General features: G+C 53.5%; 24 protein-coding genes and 2 pseudogenes. 10 read left to right on the forward strand and 16 right to left on the reverse strand.

The window, feature by feature from the left end; genetic code table 11:
* Positions 1-22: 22 nt before the first annotated feature.
* Positions 23-667 carry a helix-turn-helix domain-containing protein gene (locus JDW22_RS14090; RefSeq protein ID WP_200522207.1) on the reverse strand — a complete coding sequence of 215 codons (645 nt, stop codon included), beginning with the start codon at positions 665-667 and terminating at the stop codon, positions 23-25.
* 116 nt (positions 668-783) lie between these two features.
* On the opposite strand from JDW22_RS14090, the gene JDW22_RS05455 reads away from it, so the two are divergent.
* The 7 genes from JDW22_RS05455 to JDW22_RS14215 all read left to right on the forward strand — a co-directional run bounded on the left by JDW22_RS05455 (position 784) and on the right by JDW22_RS14215 (position 3,465).
* Positions 784-993, forward strand: coding sequence for a Cro/CI family transcriptional regulator (locus JDW22_RS05455; protein ID WP_003799030.1), 210 nt, complete (start codon positions 784-786; stop codon positions 991-993).
* A 121-nt stretch (positions 994-1,114) separates the two neighbouring features.
* Positions 1,115-1,447 (forward strand): hypothetical protein, encoded by a 333-nt coding sequence (locus tag JDW22_RS05460; protein WP_200522208.1) that lies wholly within the window; start codon positions 1,115-1,117, stop codon positions 1,445-1,447.
* Positions 1,444-1,704, forward strand: a complete 261-nt coding sequence (locus JDW22_RS05465) for a hypothetical protein (RefSeq protein WP_200522209.1) — start codon at positions 1,444-1,446, stop codon at positions 1,702-1,704. Before JDW22_RS05460 ends, JDW22_RS05465 begins: the two co-directional genes overlap by 4 nt.
* Entirely contained in the window at positions 1,701-2,282 is a 582-nt protein-coding gene (locus JDW22_RS05470; protein ID WP_235964923.1) for a hypothetical protein, read from the forward strand. Before JDW22_RS05465 ends, JDW22_RS05470 begins: the two co-directional genes overlap by 4 nt.
* On the forward strand, positions 2,275-2,466 hold the full coding sequence (locus JDW22_RS13665; protein WP_235964926.1) for a hypothetical protein: 192 nt from the start codon (positions 2,275-2,277) through the stop codon (positions 2,464-2,466). The genes JDW22_RS05470 and JDW22_RS13665 overlap by 8 nt, the downstream gene beginning before the upstream one ends.
* A 146-nt stretch (positions 2,467-2,612) precedes the next feature.
* Complete coding sequence (locus JDW22_RS14210) at positions 2,613-3,320, forward strand: IS256 family transposase, variant Zn-binding type (RefSeq protein WP_456237527.1); 708 nt, start codon at positions 2,613-2,615, stop codon at positions 3,318-3,320.
* Positions 3,298-3,465 carry a hypothetical protein gene (locus JDW22_RS14215; protein ID WP_456237525.1) on the forward strand — a complete coding sequence of 56 codons (168 nt, stop codon included), beginning with the start codon at positions 3,298-3,300 and terminating at the stop codon, positions 3,463-3,465. The genes JDW22_RS14210 and JDW22_RS14215 overlap by 23 nt, the downstream gene beginning before the upstream one ends.
* Before the next feature lie 100 nt (positions 3,466-3,565).
* On the opposite strand, the gene JDW22_RS05485 is transcribed toward JDW22_RS14215, so the two are convergent.
* The 4 genes and pseudogenes from JDW22_RS05485 to JDW22_RS05500 all read right to left on the reverse strand — a co-directional run bounded on the left by JDW22_RS05485 (position 3,566) and on the right by JDW22_RS05500 (position 9,764).
* A complete protein-coding gene (locus JDW22_RS05485) occupies positions 3,566-4,096 on the reverse strand; it encodes an OmpA family protein (protein WP_200522210.1) in 531 nt (176 codons plus the stop codon).
* 87 nt (positions 4,097-4,183) lie between these two features.
* Positions 4,184-4,498: pseudogene (locus tag JDW22_RS05490) on the reverse strand (transposase); the annotation flags it as partial.
* 134 nt (positions 4,499-4,632) lie between these two features.
* Positions 4,633-5,169 carry an OmpA family protein gene (locus JDW22_RS05495; protein WP_003799013.1) on the reverse strand — a complete coding sequence of 179 codons (537 nt, stop codon included), beginning with the start codon at positions 5,167-5,169 and terminating at the stop codon, positions 4,633-4,635.
* 53 nt (positions 5,170-5,222) lie between these two features.
* Positions 5,223-9,764 carry an autotransporter outer membrane beta-barrel domain-containing protein gene (locus JDW22_RS05500; protein WP_200522212.1) on the reverse strand — a complete coding sequence of 1,514 codons (4,542 nt, stop codon included), beginning with the start codon at positions 9,762-9,764 and terminating at the stop codon, positions 5,223-5,225.
* Between the two features lie 337 nt (positions 9,765-10,101).
* Between JDW22_RS05500 and coaBC the strand changes: the two are divergent.
* Positions 10,102-11,289: pseudogene (coaBC, locus tag JDW22_RS05505) on the forward strand (bifunctional phosphopantothenoylcysteine decarboxylase/phosphopantothenate--cysteine ligase CoaBC).
* 171 nt (positions 11,290-11,460) lie between these two features.
* A complete protein-coding gene (locus JDW22_RS05515; RefSeq protein ID WP_456237527.1) occupies positions 11,461-12,168 on the forward strand; it encodes an IS256 family transposase, variant Zn-binding type in 708 nt (235 codons plus the stop codon).
* 61 nt (positions 12,169-12,229) lie between these two features.
* Here the strand turns inward: JDW22_RS05515 and JDW22_RS13680 are convergent, their stop codons facing one another.
* Positions 12,230-12,553, reverse strand: a complete 324-nt coding sequence (locus tag JDW22_RS13680) for a lysozyme family protein (protein WP_235964945.1) — start codon at positions 12,551-12,553, stop codon at positions 12,230-12,232.
* A gap of 286 nt (positions 12,554-12,839) precedes the next feature.
* Here JDW22_RS13680 and JDW22_RS05525 point away from each other — a divergent pair, with 286 nt between their 5' ends.
* Complete coding sequence (locus JDW22_RS05525) at positions 12,840-13,433, forward strand: phosphatase domain-containing protein (protein ID WP_235964952.1); 594 nt, start codon at positions 12,840-12,842, stop codon at positions 13,431-13,433.
* 97 nt (positions 13,434-13,530) lie between these two features.
* Here JDW22_RS05525 and JDW22_RS05530 read toward each other — a convergent pair whose 3' ends face one another.
* From JDW22_RS05530 to nosZ, 10 genes are all read right to left on the reverse strand, one after another.
* Positions 13,531-13,722 (reverse strand): hypothetical protein, encoded by a 192-nt coding sequence (locus JDW22_RS05530; RefSeq protein WP_200522214.1) that lies wholly within the window; start codon positions 13,720-13,722, stop codon positions 13,531-13,533.
* Between the two features lie 16 nt (positions 13,723-13,738).
* The gene (gene truB / locus JDW22_RS05535; protein WP_200522727.1) at positions 13,739-14,668 is read right to left on the reverse strand and encodes a tRNA pseudouridine(55) synthase TruB; all 930 of its coding nucleotides are present in this window, start codon (positions 14,666-14,668) and stop codon (positions 13,739-13,741) included.
* 313 nt (positions 14,669-14,981) lie between these two features.
* Complete coding sequence (locus tag JDW22_RS05540) at positions 14,982-15,965, reverse strand: FAD:protein FMN transferase (RefSeq protein WP_200522216.1); 984 nt, start codon at positions 15,963-15,965, stop codon at positions 14,982-14,984.
* 71 nt (positions 15,966-16,036) lie between these two features.
* The gene (locus JDW22_RS05545) at positions 16,037-16,609 is read right to left on the reverse strand and encodes a nitrous oxide reductase accessory protein NosL (RefSeq protein ID WP_200522218.1); all 573 of its coding nucleotides are present in this window, start codon (positions 16,607-16,609) and stop codon (positions 16,037-16,039) included.
* A 48-nt stretch (positions 16,610-16,657) separates the two neighbouring features.
* Positions 16,658-16,918: a hypothetical protein gene (locus tag JDW22_RS05550; RefSeq protein ID WP_200522220.1), complete on the reverse strand. Its 261-nt coding sequence runs from the start codon at positions 16,916-16,918 to the stop codon at positions 16,658-16,660.
* Positions 16,919-16,946: 28 nt separating this feature from the next.
* On the reverse strand, positions 16,947-17,777 hold the full coding sequence (locus JDW22_RS05555; RefSeq protein WP_200522222.1) for an ABC transporter permease: 831 nt from the start codon (positions 17,775-17,777) through the stop codon (positions 16,947-16,949).
* 75 nt (positions 17,778-17,852) lie between these two features.
* On the reverse strand, positions 17,853-18,758 hold the full coding sequence (locus tag JDW22_RS05560; RefSeq protein ID WP_200522224.1) for an ABC transporter ATP-binding protein: 906 nt from the start codon (positions 18,756-18,758) through the stop codon (positions 17,853-17,855).
* Between the two features lie 21 nt (positions 18,759-18,779).
* Positions 18,780-19,067 carry a chorismate mutase gene (locus JDW22_RS05565; RefSeq protein WP_200522227.1) on the reverse strand — a complete coding sequence of 96 codons (288 nt, stop codon included), beginning with the start codon at positions 19,065-19,067 and terminating at the stop codon, positions 18,780-18,782.
* 130 nt (positions 19,068-19,197) lie between these two features.
* Positions 19,198-20,493 (reverse strand): nitrous oxide reductase family maturation protein NosD, encoded by a 1,296-nt coding sequence (locus JDW22_RS05570; RefSeq protein ID WP_200522229.1) that lies wholly within the window; start codon positions 20,491-20,493, stop codon positions 19,198-19,200.
* A gap of 381 nt (positions 20,494-20,874) precedes the next feature.
* Positions 20,875-23,022 (reverse strand): TAT-dependent nitrous-oxide reductase, encoded by a 2,148-nt coding sequence (nosZ, locus tag JDW22_RS05575; RefSeq protein ID WP_200522231.1) that lies wholly within the window; start codon positions 23,020-23,022, stop codon positions 20,875-20,877.
* Positions 23,023-23,129 lie beyond the last annotated feature (107 nt).

Raw genomic sequence — 23,129 nt, forward strand, 5'->3', positions numbered from 1 at the left:
TGTTTTCAGGCTGCCTTTTTACTTACCGTTTACGCCGATAAATCCGATGCTCAATCATTGTGCCAATTATCTCAATTTCATGATTACTAGACGACAACGAAGCATAATCATCATTTAGAGAGATAAGCGAAAACGACTGTTCATTTCCCAAATCCAACTCATTAGCTTTGAATTTTCTGAACAACGTCGTTTCCCCACTTCTAGCTAAAACAAATTCCCCTGGTAAAGGGCGAACTTTGGGGTCTATTACAATTAAATCACCCACTAGAAAATCAGGGGTCATGGAGTCATCAATAATATTGAATGCAACCGCAAATTCGGAATGATTAATTTCAGACATAATGTACTCGGTTTCTGTATGGTTAATAATCCGAGTACTATCCCAATTTTTTAAATCATCGTAGCGAAAAACAGGTATTTTCGTAACATTTTCAATCTTATGCGGGGTTATATTTTCTCCTTCTCCACGCAGCAACCAGACAAAATCACATTTAAAAATTTGCGATAAATCATACAAATTTTCTGCGTTTGGTTTAGTGATGTCAGTTTCCCATTGTGAAATTGCTGCGTGCGAAACCCCCTGAACTTTTTTTGCTAAATCGGCTTGCGTTAAGTGCAGTTCTTTTCTTTTTTGCTTAATTCGTTGTCCTATTGTTGTTGCTTGCACTGTGTTAACCCCATTCTAAATTTGCAAGCGGCGATAGTAACCAATGTTGATTTAAGTTTCCTTTATGTGTAAAATTTAAGAATATTTAAATTTTATGAATTTCAAAAGTAGCTACCATGTTGAAATCTGATGTTAAAAAATACTACGGCTCATTTGTAAAAGCCGCACAAGCACTAGGCGTTAGCCCATCTGCGATTTCGCAATGGGGCGATGTTATTCCCGAAAAACAAGCCTACCGCTTGGAAAATCTCACACGGGGAAAATTATCTGTTGATTTGTCTTTATATAGTAAAGACAGCGATATTTCCGCCTCTGCTACGGAATAATCATGCCCACCCCCTACCCCAACCGCCACGCTCCACGCCACCGCCCCAGCCACCCTGCGGGCGCGTTTCGCTGCTTATTCGCAACGGGTACGAGTGTAGCACGCTTAAAGGGGGGGCGCTGATGGATATGCCCTTTAACCTGCTCACGCAAAACCTTGAACAGTCGTTCCGCATTGTGTATGACGACTATCAAGCGTTGCTCGGCAAAAAACACTACGCCCGCGATTTGCTCTCGTTGTTGCACCGGTGGACGGATTGGGCGAGCGGGCAGCCTGAAAGCGAACAAGTTGAGCGTGATGGTTGGATACGCCTTACCGCCAAGGATTTAGCGGCGAACTTAGGCTTTTCTCGCCGCAATTACGAACAAGCGCGCGCCGATTTGAAAGAAATGGGCATTGTAGAATGCCACCGCGAGCGCAAGGTGCATGGCAAACTGGCAAGGCATTCGCCATGAATCTCATCTCCTTGGGCTCATCTTGCCCGCATCATTTGCGCTGTTCTGTTGCGCATCTTGTTACAAAACCTATTTTGAGCGTTACGAAACTTGGCTTTTCTGTGATGAAACCGCATTACGAAATCCAAAAATTTGTTACGAAACTTGTTACGAAACCTCTGTTTTTCCGCCCTACCCTATTCAAAGCGTTACGAAACCGTTACGAAACCCCGCAAAATCCCATGTTTCGTAACAAAAAAGTGGAGGGCGTAACATGAACACGATGGATTTATTGCCCGCCATCATCGCATTAGGCAGTATGAGCGGATTGTTGTATTTGGGCATTCGCAATCTGCAAAAAGACCAATCGCGCCAAGAAGTGCATTACTGGCAGCGTGAGTGCATGGAATTGGAATACGAAAATCAGTTTTTGCATGAATTGAGTAATCGGCTCATCCCCCGATTGGTGAGTAGATTAGGTGCGCCGTTTCAAGATTATTTGATTGAGCGCGAGATACTGGGGCAATTACCCGCCGAGCCTAACGAGCCAAACGAAATGCGCCAACCGATGCAGGTTTTCTTTGGCGGCAGTGGCAAAGGGATAGACATTACCGCCAGCAATTTTGCGGCAGAGACTTGGGATGATGAAGCGGATGAATACGAAGCTCGCTACGAAGTGAACGATGATGCCGACACCGCATACAGCGAACCTCCACCCATTCGCCCATACGCGCGCCCACAACGCCACAGACGCACTACTCGCCCTTTCCCTAGCCCCAACCCCTGCCTTTGCCTACGATGCTCGTTGGCAATCGCCCATACGCTCCAATCGGCGTATTCCCCTAACCATGTTTAGGCAGCCTGAAAACGATGATGTGATTGAAGCAGAATACACCGAAGTTTTGCCGAGCTTGCCAAACCATAGCCAAAGGCAGCCTGAAACGCCCAAACCGCCCGTCGCACGCAAAGGTGGCAGACCCAAGAAATACGCCAGCGCGGCGGAACGGCAAGCAGCATACCGCGCGAGAATGGCAGCCTGAAATTTCGGCATAAGTAACAAATTTACTGCTAAAACCCGCTGCAAGCCTTATGCTGCAAGGCTTTAAGTGGAGTCAAAGGTTTTGAACACAAAAAATGCTTTTTCTGCGGCTCAAAACAGGTCAAAAAGAACGGACAGCATCAGGGCATCCAACAGTACAAATGTCAATGCTGCAATAAGTATTTCAACGGCGGCAGACGGATAAACCCGCAAGCACTATGGCAAGCCTACACCGCAGGCAAACAAACCGCTGCACAGCTTGCCACCGCCTACGGATGCAGCCGCCAAACCATCCTGCGCCATCTCAAAAAAGCCGCGCCCAAAGCGCAGTTTGCCGCGCCCCAATGCGCCAACGTCGTGATGGACACCACCTACTTCGGACACCGTTTCGGCATCATGGTTTTGTTCGACAGCATCAGCGGCAAAGCGCTTTCTGTTACCGAAGTCAAAAACGAAACCAACGCCCTTTACGCCGAAGCCATCGGCAGCCTGAAAGCCAAAGGCATTGAAATACAAAGCATCGTCTGCGACGGCCGTAAGGGTTTGCTGCAACTGTTCCCCGATATCCCCGTACAACTTTGCCATTTCCACCAAGTCAAAACCGTCGGCCGCTACCTGACGCGCAACCCGCAAACGGCAGCAGGCAAAGAGCTGTGGCACTTGGCACGGACGTTGAAAAACAGCCGCAGAGCCGACTTTGAAATCAGCCTGAAAGCATGGTTCGAACAGCACAAAGACTTCTTCAACGAACGCACAAAGAACCCCCGAAACGGGCAAATCCCACTACACCCACCCAAGACTACGCAGCGCATATTTCAGCCTGAAACGGAACATGGGCAACCTATTTGTGTTTGAAGAGCATCCCGATCTGAACATCCCAAACACCACCAATCTGCTTGATGGTGCATTTGCCGGGTTAAAGCGGCATTTGGCGTGTCATCACGGCATGAGTAAAGCCAACAAAATAAAGTTTATTAAGGATTCTTTTTCTGAAAAATAAATTTTCAGCAGTAAATTTGTTACTTATGCCGAAATTTCAGCTTCGCGGCAATTCCGCTCTGCTGAGTTTCAGGTAGCCTCAATTCCAACCGGCTTAACTACTATTGTGCCGCTGTGCCGGAAATATCCACGGTAACGCGGCGGTCGGGCTGCAAGCAGGCTTTCAGAGCCGCAGTAGCACGGGTACCGGTACACGCAGTGGTAACTGGCTGGCTTTCGCCGGCGCTGGCCACGCTGATGGGGGCTTGTACGCCTTTGCCCTGCAAATAGTTTTTCACTGTTTGGGCACGCTGTAGGCCGAGGTTGTAGTTGTATTGCTCGCTGCCGAGGCTGTCGGTGTGGCCGGTAAGGGCGATGCTGTCGATATGGACTTGACGGCTAACGAGATTTTCGGCCAAGCGGTCGAGGGTGGCTTTACCTTCAGGCAACATATCGGCGGCATCCGATTGGTTGAAGCGGAACAGGGCATCAGCCGAGAGGTTAATGCGCTCAACTTGCGGCGCTGCCACAACGGGTTGCGCAACAGGCGCTTCTTCGGCACACCAGCGGTGGTGCACGTCGCGGGCGGCGGCTTGGCTGCTCAAACCGGCGGCCAAGGCTGTGAGGAGGAGGGTTTTTGTAATCTGATTCATTGTATTCAATCCTTGTTGGGGCTACCTGAAAACTATTCGTTCAAATATTTTCAGGTAGCCTTTGCTGCATCAAACGCTTACTTCCAGGCATAAGGTGCTGTAATCGGGGATGCTCAGTTCGTCAAAACGGCAAAACAGGTTGAAATCGATGCGGGTGATGAGGCTGTGTTCGAGTTCGGGATCGGAGAGGCTGTGCCATTGTCCGAGCAGGACGGCTTTGAACATGGACAACAGGGGATAGGCGGGGCGGCCGCGGTGGTCTCTAAGGTAACGGGTTCTTTGACGATTCAGGTACTGTTCGATCGGTTGCCAATCAATCACCTGATCCAACTTCAATAGTGGGAAGCGGTCGATGTGTTTGGCAATCATGGCTTGTGCGGTTTGCTGGAAGAAGGTGCTCATGAGAAATCCCCTAAATGTCTTGGTGGGAATTTAGGGGATTTTGGGGAATTTTGCAAAGGTCTCAGGCTGCTTTTAAATTCCAATAAAAATCCCTTGGCTCAAGCAAAAGCAAACCAAGGGATTTGAGCGCGCGATTATTGCGCAACAGAGGTTGTGCCAGTGATTTCCACCACTACGCGGCGGTCAGGTTGCAGGCAGGCTTTCAAAGCCGCCGTTGCACGGGTGCCATGGCAGTCGGTGGTAACCGGTTGCGTTTCACCGGCGCTGCGGGTGCTGATAGGGTCTTGCACGCCTTTTTCCTGCAAGTAGGCTTTCACGGTTTCTGCACGTTTCAAGCCCAAGTTGTAGTTGTATTGCTCGCTGCCCAAGCGGTCGGTATGGCCCACCAGGGCAATGCTGTCGATGTGCGCTTGGCGGCTGACCAGACGGGCGGCCAGGTCGTCCAATGTTGCGCGGCCTTGCGGCAGCAGGTCTTTCACAGACGAGCGGTTGAATTGGAACAAGGCATCGGCGGCCAGATTGATACGCTCAACTTGAGGTGCTGGTGCAGGCGCCACCATAACGGGAGCCGCAGGTTCTTCAGGCGCACACCATTTGTGAATGTAATCTTTGGCCAATGCGGGAGTGCTTAAGCAAGCTGCCAGGGCAGCAAATAAAAATGTTTTTTTCATTGATGGTTTCCTTTGGGCAGGCTGCCTTAAATCAGGCAGCCTGCACGGTGGGGTTATTTCCAAGTGTATTTGAAGCCGACTGTGCCACGGTAACCGTCGCGTTTTGCACCGCCCAGGTTACGTTCGTAGCGCGCATCGCCGTACAGGTAGGCATTTTTGCCCAGCGGCAGTTGTGCGCCCAAGCCCAGTTCGCCCCACGTAGTGTTGCGTTTCTCGCTGACAGAGTCCGCACCGATGTGGATATTGCGCGGTTTGATGAAATCATTCCACACATTGGCAACGGCATAGAACGTGTTGGTGCGCAGGTTGCTGTTTGGTGCATTGTAGGCCAAACGTGCACCCAAGCGACCGCGCAGACCGTGTTGGCCGTTTTGTTCTACTTGGCGGATACCGTCGTTGAAGTTTTTCAGGCCCACATATTGGTACATCAATTGCGCTTGCGGCTCAATCATCCAGCCGCCCTCGTTTTCGGCGCGCTCACCCAAGGCAAACGGACGACCAACTTCGGCAGACAGGCCTGCACCCCAACCGTTTTGTTTCACGGAAACGGAATCACGGGCTTTATAGTTGTTGCGCAGCCAGCTTACTTGGCCGACCAAATCTAGATAGCTGCCGTTTTGTGCGTAGTAAGTGTTGCTCACGCCCAAAGATACGGCATCGGTTTTGCCTTCGCCGGTGAATTTATCGTCCACCACAACGCCGCCGACAGCACGGTAGCGGTCGAAGAAGTCGGTTGTCGCATGGGTATATGCCGCAAACACGCCAGTCAGGTTATGACCGCCTTTATCGTTACGGCGGATGGCAAAGTCATGACCGATTTGTACGCCGCCCATTTTGGTTTCAAAGTTGAAACGCTCTTTACCATCGCTGTTCAGACCGCGACCCAGCAGGCGCGCCCAAGTTTGACCTTTGGCCTGGTCGCCGCAGGTTGCACACTCATCCCAAGCCATGATTTGGTTTTCGCCACGGCGTTCGTGCAATGTAGCAGACAACGTGTTGTAACCGATTTCTTGGTTCACTTGCGGCATCAGCGTATATGCTGATACACCGGGTGCGAAAATATAGTGTCCTGGAGCTGGAGCAGGTGCCGGAGCTGGAGCAGGTGCTGGAGCAGGTGCAGGTGCCGGAGTAGCATACAGCGTCCATGCGTACACATTTTTACCGCCTGCAGTGCTCTTCAACACCAATTGGGCTTGGCCGGCATTGGTGGTGTCGGCAGTACCTGTAAAGACAGCGTTGCCATCCGGTTGGCCAACTTGCTGACCAGCGGCATTGGCTGCAGGCTGCTCTACGGTTACCACATCAGAAGAGAACTGCTGTGCAGTGGTTTTCGTGATGTTACCGATAATGCCGTTTGGCGTGCTGACAACAGTTTTACCGCTGGCCGTACCTTTAATAATCAGGTGGTCGGAGTCTTTATCCGCATCGCTGTTCCACAGGGTGTTCACCACCAATTTACCGTTATTGCCGGCGTAGTCACCGTTTACGGTGATGGTTTTGTAGTTGCCCACAGCAGCTATAGTCGGTGTAGCAAAGGCTACGGTGCCGGCGTTATCCAGGCTGGTTACAGTGGAATTGCCGGTATTGTTCCAAGTGGTACCGTTAGCCAGCTCCACGGAAGAAGTACCTGCTGCCAGCGACATAACACCATTCAACACCGCGCCATTAGTGGCAACGAGTGAGTTGGTGCCGGCAACTGAGTTAAATACATTGGTAGTACCGGTTACCGTGCCACCATTAACGTTGATGGTGTTGTTGCCAGCATTGGCTCGCAAAGCATCACCATTGGCTTTCACCGTTGCGTTGTTCAGGTTGGCTGTACCGTTATTCAGCGTTTGTACGGCAACGCTGTTGGCGCCCTGCAGATCAAGGTTGCCTGAATAGTCCACTGTACCGCTGTTTTGCGCGGCATAGCCGGTTACACCAGCTGCGTTGGTAGTGGTGTTCAGTTCAGAAACCAGTTTGGTTTTGTTATTAGGTGAACTACCAGCAACTGCTTGGTTGTTCAAACCGTGGTTTTTACCATCTGCCACACCAATAGTTGCATTGGTGGCAGTGTCAGCAACATTAGCCGTGCCTTTTAAACTAGCTGCGGCACCGCCGGATACCAAGGCCACCTTAGAGCCGCTGCCGGTCAGGTTATAAGTACCATTATTCACATTAACAGCAGAAGCTTTACCTGCTGCATCAGCGCCATCACTAGCCAAAATCACCGCATCTTTGCCAGATGCAGTAACGGTGAGATCAGTTGCATTAACGGTACCACCGGCATCTGCACGGAACATAGTGGAGTTCTCGGTAGTGATGTCGGTACTGTTGGCCAAGGCAGCTACGTTAACAACAGCATTGCCACCATTGATGTGGTAAGCAATTTGGTTTTTCGCATTGGTGGAGTTGTCGAATACGGCTTTCATGCCCGAATTGACGGTCATGGTTGAATTGCCGCGTGCGTGCGCACCGATAACGTTGTCACCTTTCAAGGTCAATGTGCCGTCTGCAACCACATCGGCTTTGCCAGTACCTTGGCCATCAGCATAAATACCGTAATTGCGGGTCACCAGGTTGGCAGATGCCTCTTCTACCGTAATTTTGCTGGTAGCGGTATTAGTGATTTTTGCTGTGCGTCCTGCCTCGGCTACCACGTTTTCGCCAACTGCATTAGTGCCAATTACATTGATGGTGCCAGCATTGGTAATTTGAGCTGCACCGGAGTTTTGTGCTTGAATACCCACGTTTTGTTTTGGTTGCGCACCACCAACACCGCTTGCCTTACCCTCGATATTGATGACACTGTCTGTGCCCAAGTTAACCACGGTTGACGCATCACTGTTGCTGGCTACGCGGATAGCGGTAGCACCTTGAGTTTGCTCTCCGAGGGTAATCTTACCGTTATGATTAACAGTGGCATTGCTGCCATTCACCAAAATACCTACTTGGTCGGTAGCATTGCCGATCAGCTTAGTCGGTGCGTTTTTGTCGTATTGTGCTGCGCGGCCGATAAAGATTTGGCTGTCTTTCTCACTATTAAATGTACCGCCTTGTTCTACACGTACGCCGGTAATACCGCTGTTTGGCGAACTGTTTACGGCTACATTGATAATACCGCCGGCTTTATTGGTTGCCGTGGCATTATTATTTACGCGAAGTGCGTAGTTGTTATGCGAATAGCCCTGATAGGTATAGCCAGCAAGGTTAATGATGCCATTATTTTCGAAGTTGCCGCTATTGGTTGCATTAATAGTGGTAGACAAAGAGTAGTAGTCATTTTTATTTGTCTGTCTGGCCTGGGTTGTGTCGTAATTATCAGATGCAAAGAAACCACCGGAAATTACACCGTTGTTAATTGCTGTACTGCCTGCATCACGTACGGTCAGACTGTTGAAACGGCCGGACAGTTGCGCACCTTCCTCAATCACTGCTTTACCACCGTTTTCTGCCAGCATGCCGCCACCGTTACTTGACTCTAAACCAGGGCTTACGTCAATTTGCCCACCATTTTTGATGGTAGCAGTGGAACCCGCACCAGTTGCGGCCAACACCCAGCGCTCACCAATCGGCAGAGTAGAATCTGGATGGATAGCAATGGGGTTATTTTGACGGAAAACTTTTGTTTCGGTAGCAGCAGCCTCATTGAAATAGCGATCGTATGCTGCCTGTTGGGTTTCGCCGGCATTGGCAAAACCAGGCGTACCAACGGCAGGAATCAAGACATCTCTATTATAGTTAGCCAAATCCTCCACCGTATTCAGCGTATGGCTCACCCCCCTAAAGGTAACGGTTTTCGGCTTAAACAAAACTTGGCTAATCGCCATCTCTTGGGAAGCTACACGGGTTTCTTCAAAATAAATGCGGTTTTTAGATACCCATTCTGCCGACCCACCGCCTTCGGCCTGCACCAACCGAGAGTTTTTTAAAGCAATCAGTGTTTTTACAGTGTTCGGAGTAGTAATCTCATCTACCATAGCAGCAGCCGGATCACCTAAGCTGGCAATAATTTTGCTGCCGTTGCCATTAGCGGTACCCAAGCGCATATCAACGTATATATCATTACCCGTTGATACAGTACTTTGAATATCTGCTGCAGATATAGATTTAACGTTGTTGTAAACGTTTACGGTTTGGTTACTATTGGTTGCTGGGTCTGTTACATTGACTGTGCGGCCTTTTTGGTTGGCAAGCAGGCGCTCGCGCTGATTCAGTTCCGCAAGAATGGCGGGCTCTGTAAACAGTTCGCTTAATTTTCCACTTCTGATAGAGCGGTCATTATTATTACCGGTAATGTTGTTGATATCGGGTGATGTTAAGGTAACAGTATCACCACCGGTTACCAAAGCCTGACCGACTTTATTGTCGTTTGCGGCTGCAGTATAAACACCCATATCACAGCTACCACCGCTGGCTACAGTACTGCCATTGCCACAGGTAGAAGCCGCAGCGGGCAAAGCAGATACACCAAGACCGATCACTGCGACAGAAGCCAGCAGTTTGGCGGCAGAATTATTGGAAGACTTCTTCCGGCTAGCGCGCTCCAATTCCGAGCACACCACCCAGGTGCCGCGCTCTTCAGAGTACACGATATTATAAATTTTATTCATTAAATTAACTCCTTAAGTGCAAATACGCTGACACATCTGAACTAATTTCAAATGCCCACATACGATTCCGCAAAATGAAATCGGCGGATTGTAACATATGCAAACAAGAGAACTAACGAAAACTTACCGCCAATAACAGCAATTGATGGATAAAAGACACAAAACAGCAATACAACACATCTCATTGAACCGATTACTCTAAATAAGCATCGTTTCTCTATTATCGATACACAGCAACTGGTTTCAGGTAGCCTTTCCCCGTCTGAAGGCTACCTGAAACACCCCACCCATCCCTGTGTTACCATAGCGCCCATCTTTTCACATCACGCCATACACCATGCCCACCAAACACATCCTGCTCGGCATCAGCGGCGGCATTGCTGCCTATAAATCCTGCGAACTTGTGCGCCTGCTCAGGAAATAGGGGCACACCGTAAACGTGGCCATGAGCTGTGCTGCTGCCGGCTTCGTCTCCCCGCAAACCTTCCAAGCCCTGAGCGGGCACACCGTGTGGACGGACGATACTGCCGATTCCGCCGACGGCATGGCGCACATCCACCTCAGTCGCGAGGCCGATGTGTTCCTGATCACTCCCGCCAGCGCCAACACTCTGGCCAAAATCGCCCACGGCATGGCCGACAACCTGCTCTCCACCCTGGCCGCCGCCCGCGCCTGCCCGCTGGCCGTTGCCCCCGCCATGAACGTGGAAATGTGGCGCAACCCGGCCAACCTGCGCAACATCGCCCAACTGCAGGCCGACGGCATCACCGTGTTCGGCCCCGCCAACGGCAGCCAGGCCTGCGGTGAAACCGGCGAAGGCCGCATGCTCGAAGCCGCTGAATTGGCCGAACTGCTGCCAGACTTGTGGACCCCCAAACTGCTTGCCGACAAACGCGTATTGCTCACGGCCGGCGCCACCTTTGAAGCCATCGACCCCGTGCGCGGCATCACCAACTTGTCCAGCGGCCGCATGGGCGTGGCGCTAGCGCAGGCCTGCCGTGCTGCCGGGGCGGAAGTGGTGCTGGTGGCCGGGCAGCTTCAGGTAGCCCCGCCTACAGGCATAGCCGTACACCATGCCCACAGCGCCCGTGAAATGCACGAAGCCGTGATGAGGGAAGTAGATAACTGCGATGTGTTTATCAACGTAGCCGCCGTGGCCGACTACCACGTGGCCAACCGCAGCGCCGAAAAGCTGAAAAAAGACGGTAGCGGCACGCCGCCCGTTATCGAATTGGCCGAAAACCCCGACATTCTCGCCACCGTGGCACGGCTGCCCAACACGCCCTTCTGCGTGGGTTTTGCCGCCGAAAGCCATAACGTGCTCGAGCACACCCGAGCCAAACGGCTGCGCAAAGGCGTGCCGCTGATCGTGGCCAACCATGCCATCAGCGCCATGGGCAGCGGCAACAACCAAGTAACGCTCATCAGCGATTCAGCCGAAACCGCGCTGCCGGAAATGGGCAAACGCGACACCGCCGATGCCATCGTGGCCGAAATCGCCCGGCTGCTGGAAAAGGCTACCTGAAGCCCTGTCCTATGGCTGTAGCGCGTTTTTCGGCATAAGTAACAAATTTACTGCTAAAACCCGCTGCAAGCCTTATGCTGCAAGGCTTTAAGTGGAGTCAAAGGTTTTGAACACAAAAAATGCTTTTTCTGCGGCTCAAAACAGGTCAAAAAGAACGGACAGCATCAGGGCATCCAACAGTACAAATGTCAATGCTGCAATAAGTATTTCAACGGCGGCAGACGGATAAACCCGCAAGCACTATGGCAAGCCTACACCGCAGGCAAACAAACCGCTGCACAGCTTGCCACCGCCTACGGATGCAGCCGCCAAACCATCCTGCGCCATCTCAAAAAAGCCGCGCCCAAAGCGCAGTTTGCCGCGCCCCAATGCGCCAACGTCGTGATGGACACCACCTACTTCGGACACCGTTTCGGCATCATGGTTTTGTTCGACAGCATCAGCGGCAAAGCGCTTTCTGTTACCGAAGTCAAAAACGAAACCAACGCCCTTTACGCCGAAGCCATCGGCAGCCTGAAAGCCAAAGGCATTGAAATACAAAGCATCGTCTGCGACGGCCGTAAGGGTTTGCTGCAACTGTTCCCCGATATCCCCGTACAACTTTGCCATTTCCACCAAGTCAAAACCGTCGGCCGCTACCTGACGCGCAACCCGCAAACGGCAGCAGGCAAAGAGCTGTGGCACTTGGCACGGACGTTGAAAAACAGCCGCAGAGCCGACTTTGAAATCAGCCTGAAAGCATGGTTCGAACAGCACAAAGACTTCTTCAACGAACGCACAAAGAACCCCCGAAACGGGCAAATCCCACTACACCCACCCAAGACTACGCAGCGCATATTTCAGCCTGAAACGGAACATGGGCAACCTATTTGTGTTTGAAGAGCATCCCGATCTGAACATCCCAAACACCACCAATCTGCTTGATGGTGCATTTGCCGGGTTAAAGCGGCATTTGGCGTGTCATCACGGCATGAGTAAAGCCAACAAAATAAAGTTTATTAAGGATTCTTTTTCTGAAAAATAAATTTTCAGCAGTAAATTTGTTACTTATGCCGCCAATTACAAAAGGGTTAAACTTGCTCTCCACCCGCGCCACCGCTTGCAAGGTATCGGGATGTACCGTGCTGCCGCATTGCTCGGCTAGCTGGTTAAACGAAACCCGCTGCGATGAGGCAGCGGGTTTGAGTGAGCGGGGTGTTTGAGCAGCCATCGTTTGAAAAGGCAAAGCGGTTGCCAGCAAAAGGGCAATGTTTTTTTTAAACATAATGAATCCTCGCAAAAAACAAAAACGAAAAAATCCACAAAAATCCGTGTAGATGTTTGCGTTTTGGCTCTTTTGCGCGTGTGTCCAATTTGTGCCTGAATGTGGCTGAATGTGGCTGAATTAGACTGTATTGTGCAGGTATTGACTCTTTAATAATCAATTAGTTATAATTAAAAGACGCGTCTCATAATCCCTTGGTCGTGGGTTCGAACCCCACCCGACCCACCAGATTTCAATCGCGTGAATGCCTGTTCACGCGATTTTTTGTAACCTGATACACAACACCATGCGCCGATTATTGCTTGCCTGTTTATTATTGCCCGCGCTTGCCGTTGCCGCGCCGCAACCGCCTGCCGCTTCTCTATCCCCCTCGCCGAAAGCCGCCATGCAGCTCATCAAACAAGATGCCAATTTGTATCGCGTGGACAGCAAACTGTACCGCAGCGAACAGCTTAACCGCGACGACCTCGCCACCATCCGTCAGCTGGGCATCCGCAGCGTGGTGAATCTGCGCTATTTTGGCCGCCATAAAAACCAAAAGATTTTTGCCGGCCATCCCGATATCGCGCTGATTAACCGCCCCTTGCTCACTTGGCGCGTGCAGCCGCGCGACATTGCCCGCGTGTTGCGGACGATTGAGCAACAGCAGCAACAGGGCGCGGTGCTGGTGCATTGCTACCACGGCGCGGACCGCACGGGCACGATTGTGGCGATGTACCGCATTGTGTATCACGGGCTGCCGATTGCCGATGCGCTGGCGGAAATGAAGCACGAACGCTTTGGCTACCACAGCATTTGGCGGAATTTGGAGCGGCTGTTTACCGAAGAGAACGTGGCGCAGGTTAAGGCGGAGCTGGCGCGGTTGCGCAGGGGCGAGTAAAGCATGAAAGGCAGCCTGAAAAACGGATTTCAGGCTGCCTTGATGCTGCGGCGGACGGTTGATGCTGGGCGGGCATGGATGCCCGACAAACACCGACCTATTTCAATACGCCACCACTAAAAATGTCGGGCATCCATGCCCGACCTGCAACACCCCCCAAGGCTTTTGCCAAGGTTTCAGAATAGCAAAAGGCAGCCTGAAAACGCTTGTATCCCGTTTTCAGGCTGCCTTTTATCGTGATGACAGGCGCGGCGGTTTCATCATCCGTTCGGCGCGGCGCGACCCCCATCGCGCCCTGCCCTGCCCTATTCCGCCGCTGGGGCAGTGTTCATCAGCCGTATGGCTTTCAGGCTGCCGTAATGGCTGAAATACGCCACCAGCCCGATAAACACGCCGTTTTCGTCGTAGGCGCGAAGCGGCGTGTTGCTTTTCAGGCTGCCGTTGGGAGTGTACGGCGCGGTTTGCCCGAAGCGCAGTTTGCGGGCGGCTTCGTTGTCTACGTTAATGCGCGGCAGGTGGCGCACAAGGGCGTCGCAGGGCAAGAGCAGGGCATCGCGCTCGGCTTCGGACAGCGCAGCAAGCGCGTCCAGCGTGTGGGTTTGGGCGATATCAAAGCCTGCGGTGGCGGTGCGGCGCAGGGCGGTGAGGTGGGCGTAGGTGCCGAGCTGCTTGGCGATGTCTTCGGCGAGGGTGCGGATGTAGGTGCCTTTGCTGCACTGCACGGCGATGGTGGCGTGCGGCGGGGCAAAATCTTGGACGGTGATTTGGCGGATGGTGATGTCGCGCGGTTTGCGCTCGATGGTGATGCCTTGGCGGGCGTATTCGTAGAGCGGTTTGCCGTTGTGTTTGAGCGCGGAAAACATGGGGGGGACTTGGCGTATATTGCCGGTGAGCGCAGTGCAGGCAGCCTGAAATTCGCTCAGGCTGATGTCGCTGCGCCCTGTGGCGATGATGTCGCCTTCGGCATCGCCCGTGGTGCTGGCTTCGCCGAGTTTAAGCGTGGCGGTGTAGGCTTTGTCGGCATCCAAAAGGTATTGGGCGAATTTGGTGGCTTCGCCAAAGCAGACGGGCAGCACGCCGGTGGCAAGGGGGTCCAGCACGCCGGTGTGCCCTGCTTTTTCGGCGCGGTAGAGGCGGCGGGCTTGTTGCAGGGCGGTGTTGCTGGATAAGTGAAGCGGTTTGTCTAGCAGGAGCACGCCGCTGACGGGGCGTTTGCTGGGTTTGGCAGGGGTCATGTTTTCGGGCGGGGGATAGATAGGCAGCCTGAAACCTAAAATGGAGCGGCGACGGCTTGTCGCCAAATGGTTATCCAACAGGGCTTTATGGGTTGGCAACATCGGCGAGCCACCGACGCTCCACAGATTGCAGGTTTTGCAAAGGTTTCAGCCTGAAACGGGGGATTTCAGGCTGCGTTTGGGATTGGCGTTTAGGCGGAAGTTTTGTAACGGCGCGGCAACCGGTCTGTCGCTCATGCTGCGTTGAACAGGGCTGCCGTGCTGTTGGCCGGATGTCGGCGAGCCGGTGCGCCATGTGTGTTTTCAGGCTGCCTTAGCCGTATTCTTTCACCGTGCCATCCAGCGCAATCGCCCATGCTTTGATGTCGGAGCGTTGTTTGACGGCGTTTCGGATAACGGATTCGCTGCTCACGGCAAAGGCGGTGGACAGGGCATCGGCAAGGGCGGCTTGGTCGGCGCGCACGCTGATGCTTTGGTAGCGGGGGCTGCTGCCGCCTGTTTTGGGGTTGAACAGGTGGGTGAACTTGCCATCGGGGTCAAAATAGGTGCCGTAGCCGCCTGATGTGGCGAGGGCTTGGTTATCCAGCGGGATTTGGAAGCGCGTGCCGTTGGGGTCTTTGGGGTCGCGCACGCTGACGCGTTCGGGATGCCGGTGTTGGGGGTCTAAGTGGTGCAGTTCGCCCAAATCCACCAAGGCGTGCGCCAGCCCTGCTTTTTCCAGCAGGGTGGTGATGCGGTCAGTGATGTAGCCTTGGGCGATGCCGTTGAGGGTGATGCCCATTTTGGGTCGGGTGAAGCGGACTTCGCGGCTGCTGAATTGAACGTGTTGGAAGCCGATGTGTTGCACGGCTTGGGCAAGATGGGGCGGCGGGGTTTGGCTGTTGGGGTGGCGGCTGAACCAATCGGCATAGAGATGCCACAGGGTTTGCACGGTGGGGTCAAACGCGCCTTGGGTGAGCCGGTGCACATAGCGGCTTTGGCTTAACACGGCGAGCAGGTCGGGCGAGGGGTTTTTCAGGCTGCCTGTGCGGTTGAGCTGTTGGATTTGGCTGTCGTCGCGGTAGAGGCTGAATACTTTTTCCAAGCGGGCGACTTCGTCTAGGCTGCGTTTAATCAGGCTTTGGGCGACGGCGGGGTCGGGATGGTAAAGGCGCAGTTCCGCGCCAGAGCCGAGCGCGACACCTTGCCATAGGGTTGGTTTGACGGCGGGGGCGGCGGTTTGGGCATGGGCGAAGGGGAGCAGTGCGCCGGCGGTGGTGGCGGCGGTGATGCGGATAAAGCGGCGGCGGGTGAGCATGGTGGTGTCCTTTGTTTTTGGGGGGAGGGGTTTTCAGGCTGCATCAGGCGGTTGCGGCAGCCTGAAAATGCTTAATGGCTGGCGGCTGCATCGGACGCGCTGGCGGGCTGCGGCGGCACGCCGACAACGGGGTTGGCGTATACGAAGCTGTCGGGCACGTCGTCAAACGAAACGATGCGCCCGCCGTTTTTGGCAACGAAGGCTTGGGCTTTTGCCATGTCGGAAAAGGGGATGGCATCTTGCGTGCCCATGCCACCGATGTAGCGGCTTTCAATCACATAATGGGCGGTGCGGGCGTCTATCCATTTGGCGTTGGTGGTGAGCGGTTTTTCCCAGTCGGCATCGGTGGCGTCGCTCATGTCGGTTACATAGATGGCGGCGATGTCTTTGGGTTCGCCCGGGTGGCGCACGAAGTTGAAAATTTGGGTTACGGTGGAGAACCACAGCGCTTCATCCGGCTTGCTTTCCAGGAAGATTTGCGCTTTGGGCCCGTTGTGCTCGGGCAGGTTCATGGTGCAGTAGTAGCCCTTGGCGGCATCGCTGATGACTTGCGGCTGGGGTTTGTTGGCGGCGGTGTTGCCGTTTTCGCCGCCGCACGCGGCAAGGGCGGTGGCCAGCAAAAGGGTGGCGATGAGTTTTTTCATGGTGGTTTCCTTGTGTGTGAATGGAGTTTTCAGGCTGCCTTGGGCGGGTTATTTGAAGTCTTCCCAGTCTTCGGGGCGGTATGGGGTGGAATAGCAGATGATGCCGATGTAGCCGTTGCACAGCAGGATGATGAAGCTGCCGATGCCGAAAATCCAGCTGTCCAAAAAGTCTAAAAACGCGATGCGGTCGGAAAGCTCAATCAGCAGCATGGTCATCAGCTCAACGTACCATGCGGGGCGAGTCATGTGCCAATAATATCGCCACCGTTCGCGCTCTTCTTGCCACCATTGTCGGATGGTTTGCCACATAACGGGTTTCCTTTTTTCAGGCTGCCTGCTAAATCTGCCTACGGCTAAACAGCCAAGCCGCCAGCGCAAAGGGCACAACTATCCAGCCAAGTTGCGCGGCAACCAGCAGGGTTTTGGTTAAGCCGATTTGCCCGCTGATGCCCGCCATGCCTGAATACATGGCGGTGTTTTCAAAGCCTGTGAGGTTGAGCAGGCGATAGATGTCGGTGGGGTTAAACAGCAGCACGTTTTCCAGCAGCTTGGCGGTGATGCGGTGTTTGCTGTCGGCAACAAGAATGCCGAGCAACGCCATGTCAAAAATCACCACGAAAAACAGCCACACGCCGATTGCCAGCCCCGCCGCCGTGCCGCGTTCTTTCACTTTCGCGCTAATCAGATAGCCCAGCGACAAAAACGCCGCGCCGAGCAAAATGCTGGCGGCAATCAGCAGGAAAAACGGCTTCCATGCGGCAGCCTGAAAACCGCCGAACTGCCATTGCAGGATTAAGCCCGCCGCGCCATAGCCGATTAGCGTGGCGATGGCGAGCAGCGCGGTGTGCCCGATAAATTTGCCCACCAAAATCTGCCAGCGCGAAATGGGATAGCTCAACAGCAGCGCCATCGTGCCGCGTTCAATTTCGCCAATCAGCGCGTCATACGACATCAGCATGGCAATCAGCGGCACGAGGAAAATAGACAGGCTAGACAGGCTCACCACGGTTACGGTGAGCGGATCTACTTTCACGCTGCCTGTGGGCGTGCTGCCCATAAAGCCCAGCGCAAGGGCGAGGGCAAACATCAAAATGGTGGCGGCGAGCACCCAGCGGTTGCGCAGGTTATCGCGGATTTCTTTTTGGGCAATGATGAGGGTGGGAGACATGGTTTTCCTTTGCGGATTTTTGTTGTGCGTGCTTATCCGTTTTCAGGCTGCCTTGGGGCTGCGCCTGCTCGTCCGTTACACGTCTTCTCGTTTTAAAAACTCGGCATACACTTCGTCCAGCGTGGGCGTGTGGATGTCAATGGCGGTGATGTTGTCCAAGCTGCCCAGCTCTTGGATGCGCGCAGCTTTTTCGTTGGCTTGGCATTCGCTGATGTAGCGATGAGGGCAGCCTGAAACGCTGTACCAATGCGGCGGCAGTGTAGTTTCGCGGGCAAGGGTTACATCAATGCTCACAGGCAAACCGCTTTGCACTTGCAATTCGCGCATATTGCCATCCGCCAGCTTCCTGCCATTTTTCATCACCACCACGCGATCGGCATGCCCATCCAGCTCAGCAAGGGCGTGGGTGCACAGCAGCACGGTCGCGCCTTGCGTTTTCAGCTCGTGCACAATTTGGTAAAACAATTGGCGCGAAGCGGGGTCTAGCCCTGTGGTGGGTTCGTCAAACAGCAGCACTTGCGGCGCACCCAGCAAGGCTTGGGCAAGCGCCAGCCGCTGCCGCATCCCTTTGGAATACGCACCCACGCGCTTATGCGCCGATTGGGCAATGCCCACGCGTTCCAGCAAGGCGTGATTGCCTTTGGTGTCCACGCCTTTGAGCTTGGCGTAAAAATCCATGGTTTCTTTGCCTGTTAAACTCGGATGCAGGGCAACGATTTCGGGCAAATAGCCGATTTTGCGGCGAATTTCGGTGGCGCGGCTGCCCGATACGTTTTCGCCAAATAGGGTTACGCTGCCTTGGGTGGGGTGGATTAAGCCGAGTATCAGCTTCATCATGGTGGATTTGCCCGCGCCGTTGTGCCCCGCCAAGCCAACGCATTCGCCGGCTTGCAGGGTCAAATCCACGTGATTGACGGCTTTCTGTTCGCCGTATTGTTTGGTTACTTGGGACAGGGACAGATGGATAGTGGGGGTGGTCATGGACTTTCTCAAAGTTGGTTTTCAGGCTGCCTGATTGGCTTCGGTTTCCAGACGGATAAAGGCGGCAATCATCGCCTGCCACACGGCTTCGGCCACTTCGGGTGACAGCCCTGCGGCGGCTGCCTGCCCACGGCGTGCGGCGATGACTTGGGCGACGCGTTCGGGTGCGGCAACGGCCTGTCTGTTGCCGCGCGGTTTGAGCCTGCCCGCCTGTTCCACCAGCGTTTGCCGCTTGGCGAGCAGGGTGATGAGTTCGGCATCCAAGCTGTCTATGGCTTGGCGGACTTCGTTTAGGGTTTCGGGGCGCATGGGTGTCTTTCGGATTGTGGTTTTCAGTAAGGGAGGGCGGGCTATTTATTGCACACGCGTTTTTCAGGCTGCCTTCGGGGGGCACGTTGGGAATCGGGTGATGCGGTTTCAGGCTGCCTGAAACGGCGCATTATCCCGTTTTCTGTGCGCCTGCTTTCAATTCGCGCAGGCGTTTGAGCGTTTCGGTTTCGGGCATCACCATCAGCGGACGGCTATCGGTCATCCCCCCCGGCATAATGGCGGGGAACTCTTTTTGCGCCCATTTTACAATGCTCACCGCAGGGCTGTTCATCAGCAGGCGGGCAGATGGCGCGCGCCATAGGATTTGATCGGTGATGTTGTTGGGCTTGTATGCCGTGTCGGCGATGCCGTCGCCGTCTAGGTCAAACGCGCTGTTGTCGCTCCAATAATTGCCTTTGCCGCCGTCTGCCCAGTCCATAAAGCGCGTGCCAACGTATTTAATCTGGATGTGGTTGTTTACAAACGCATTTTCGCGGATGGTGTTGCCTTCTGCAGCGCCTGAAAAATGGATGCCTATTTCGCAGCCTTCAAAATGGTTGCGGGTGAATTGGTTGTTGTTGGCGTTGTAGAGATACACGCATTTGGGCGATTTTTCTACGGCGTTGCCATCAATAATGGAATCGTTGGCATAGTTGAGCATGATGCCTTGGTCTATGTTGTTGTAGGACACGTTGTCGCGCAGCTTGATGTTGGTGGAAAACATGATGGCATAGCCAATTTTGCTGTTGGATACGATGTTGCCTTCAATTTGGCTGTCGTTGGTGTACATATAATGCACACCGTAGCGCAGGTCGTGGAAATGGTTGTGGCTAAACGTGTTGAAATTGCTGGCGTTGGAAAAAATGCCGTCGCGCCCGTGTGAGATGTCGTTGTAAATCACTTTGGAATTGGGCGCGTTCCACACGGTTACACCGTTGCCGCGTTCGTTTTCACGCAGCTCTTGGTTGCCGATGATGGTGTTGCGCTCGACAACGGCGTTGGGCGCGCCCCAAAGATACACGCCCACCGAGTTATCCAAAATGTTGTTTTCCACGATGTGGGCGGCATCGGCGGATTTGTCCAGAAAAATGCCCGCGTCCATATTGGGCAGGCTGATGCCCGATTTGGTTACGGTGAGGTGCTTGATGGTTACATGGGGCGCGGCAACGGTAATGGTGCGCCCCGTGCGGTCGCCTTGGATAACGGCATCGCGCTTGTCGCCGCCTTCCAGCGTGAGCGGCTTGTTGATGATGATTTTGCCCGCGTATCCGCCTGCGGCCAGGCGCAGGGTGTCGCCCGCTTGGGCTTGGTCAATCGCGGTTTGCAAATCCGCGCCCGCGCTCACGGGGATAACGGCGGCTTGGGCGGATGCCGCCAGCCAAGGCACGGATAAAGCAAGGGCGAGAAAAAGGGGGGAGGTTTTCATGTTTGCGTGCGTTTTCAGGCTGCCCTGAAAAGAAGTTGTTTTAATGGGTAGGCAGCCTGCGAAGCGAAGCGGCGCTGCAAAGCCCAAACCGGAAGGCTTGCCCTGTTTTCAGGCTGCCTCAGGCGAGCATTGCCGCCCTGCCCTGTCGGCTTGGCGTTTGCCCGAACAAACCGCCTACCCATTAAAACTGTGCGGAAGCAAACACGTTTTCAGGCTGCCTGAAACCATGTTTAGCGTGTTTATGTTGATTAAAACGAGGCACAACGCCCCCGTATCACGGCAATTTTAATCAATGGTGCAAATCGGTTTCCCTATGCGGGAAAATAGCCCATTCGGCCATCAAAATCTGATAGCCGAATGAGCCACAATCACATCAAGCGATTATTTTGCCGCAGAAGCAGCAGAAGCTTCGGCGGGTTTAGAAGCATCGGCAGGTTTAGATGCAGATGCTGCTGGGGCAGAAGCGGCTGCGGCAGGCGCGCCCTCTGGGTGGAAGATGTTTACAGGCGTGCTGTTTTGCATCAAACGCTCATCGCCCAAGAAGGCTTCGCCTTTTTTGTGTACAACCATGCGACCAGACATTTCCATGTGCAAGGCGTGGCAGAACCATTGGCAGTAGTACCAGTAAACGCCCACGCGGTTGGCGGTAAAGGTAACCGAAGCGGTGGCTTGCGGGCTGATTTCCATCGCAATGCCGTGTTCTTCCAAGGTGAAACCGTGGGTTAAGTCTTCAATGGTTTCCATGTTGGTTACATACACGGTAACTTCGTCGCCTTCATGCACTTCAAATGCAGGCAGGCTGTACGCAGGCGCAATCGCCGTCATATACACGCGCACTTTGTTGCCATCGCGGATAACGTTTTTAGCTTTTTCCAATTCCACGCCATCTTTTTTGGCTTGCTCAACTGCGTCTTCCCACATCCAAGGGTCTTTGCGATCCCAAGTTTTGTTGGGGTTCAGCTTGCTGGTCGCCACCAACATCAAATCGTGTGGCTCGGCAAAAGTTGGATTATCGTGCACCAACTTCATTTCATCGCCGGAGATGTCAATCAATTGGTCGCACTCGGGTTTCAAAGGGCCCACGTTCAAGAAACGGTCTTTTGAGAACTTGTTCAAAGACACCAGCCATTTGCCATCGGCTTCTTTGGTTTCGCCCATGGTGGTGTGGTTATGACCAGGTTGGTAGTGAACATCCAGTTTTTGCACGATGTAATCGTCTTTATCGCTTTTTTCTGCGTAAGCCGCAATCGCTTTGTCGATGTTCCATTTCACCATTTGGCTGTCGATGAACAAGGTGGTGTAGGCATTGCCGCGGCCGTCAAACGCGGTATGCAGCGGGCCAAGACCCAATTTAGGCTCGGCTACCACCACGTCGCGCTCTTTGATTTTGCCTGCGAACAAGTCGTCCAGCTTGCGCACATCCAACACGGTTACGGTTGGCGACAATTTGCCGTTGAGCATGATGTAGTTGCCATCAGGCGATGCGTTACAGCCGTGTGGCGAGTTGGGCACAGGGATGTAGCGAGTGTATTTGCTTTTCGCTTGGAAGCGACCATCCAACACTTTCACGCCGTTGATTTCTTTGAAATCGCCCGCTTCAATGCCTGCTTCAATCGCTTTCAAGTCAAACACCACACACCAGTCTTGCTCGTTGGCAGAGGCTTCGGTTACGGTGCCGCCTTTTTCAGAGTTATAGCAGGTGGCAAAAGAGTATTTACCTTGGTAGTCGGCATCGCCGTTATCCAAGTTACCATCCACCATCACTTGCCATGCGATTTCCATGGTTTCGCCGTTTAATGCGGTGTAGATTGCCCAGTAGTTTTTAGCAGGGTCATCCAGCATTGTGCCGTTGTTGGGCACGGGCACGATGTGTTCGCCGTTGGCAAAAACGTAGCCTGTTTTGGGATAACGTTGTGGGCGCAAGCCGTGGATGCCTGATGCGTTGGGAATTTCGGTGATTTTGTCGGTTTTCATCACATCGCAACGGATACGGCAAACGCGGTTGTTGGCTTTATCGTTGGCATACACATAGCGACCGTCATAAGTGCCATCGGTGAACGACATATGTGGGTGGTGCAAGTCGCCATTGGGGTAGCAAGGCAGATTGGATTTTTTCAAAAACTCGCGTGTGCCTTCGGTTAAGTTAGCATTCAAGATTTTGCGGCTTTCGTTGGTGCGACCCCAGCCTGTGGCGCTGTCCATGTTGAACACGGGTACGCGCATCAACTCGCGCATAGAAGGCACGCCGATAATCCGCATTTCGCCTGATTGACCGCCTGATAGGAAGCCGTAGTATTGGTCTAACTCGCCTGGGCCAACGTGGTAGTTCAAACCGCCCTCGGCAGAAGCAGTTGATGCGGCAACAGAAGCAGCAGGCGCAGCGTTAGAAGCACCTGCGTGTGCAGCAGAAGCAGGCGCGTTACCGCCGCTTTGCGCGCCACCAGAACAAGCTGCCAAGCCCATCAAGCCCACGCCTGATGCAGCAGCAGTACCTAAGAATTTACGGCGACTGAGTTTGTTGTCTGACATAGTGATAACTCCTATAAAGAGTGTTTGGTTAAATAAAAACAGGAGAGAGATGCCTGTTGTAGGTTTTCAGGCTGCCTATTGGGTTGCTGCATCAAAGGCAGCCTGAA

The organism is Kingella bonacorsii (genome assembly GCF_016623605.1).
Lineage (GTDB): Bacteria > Pseudomonadota > Gammaproteobacteria > Burkholderiales > Neisseriaceae > Kingella_B > Kingella_B oralis.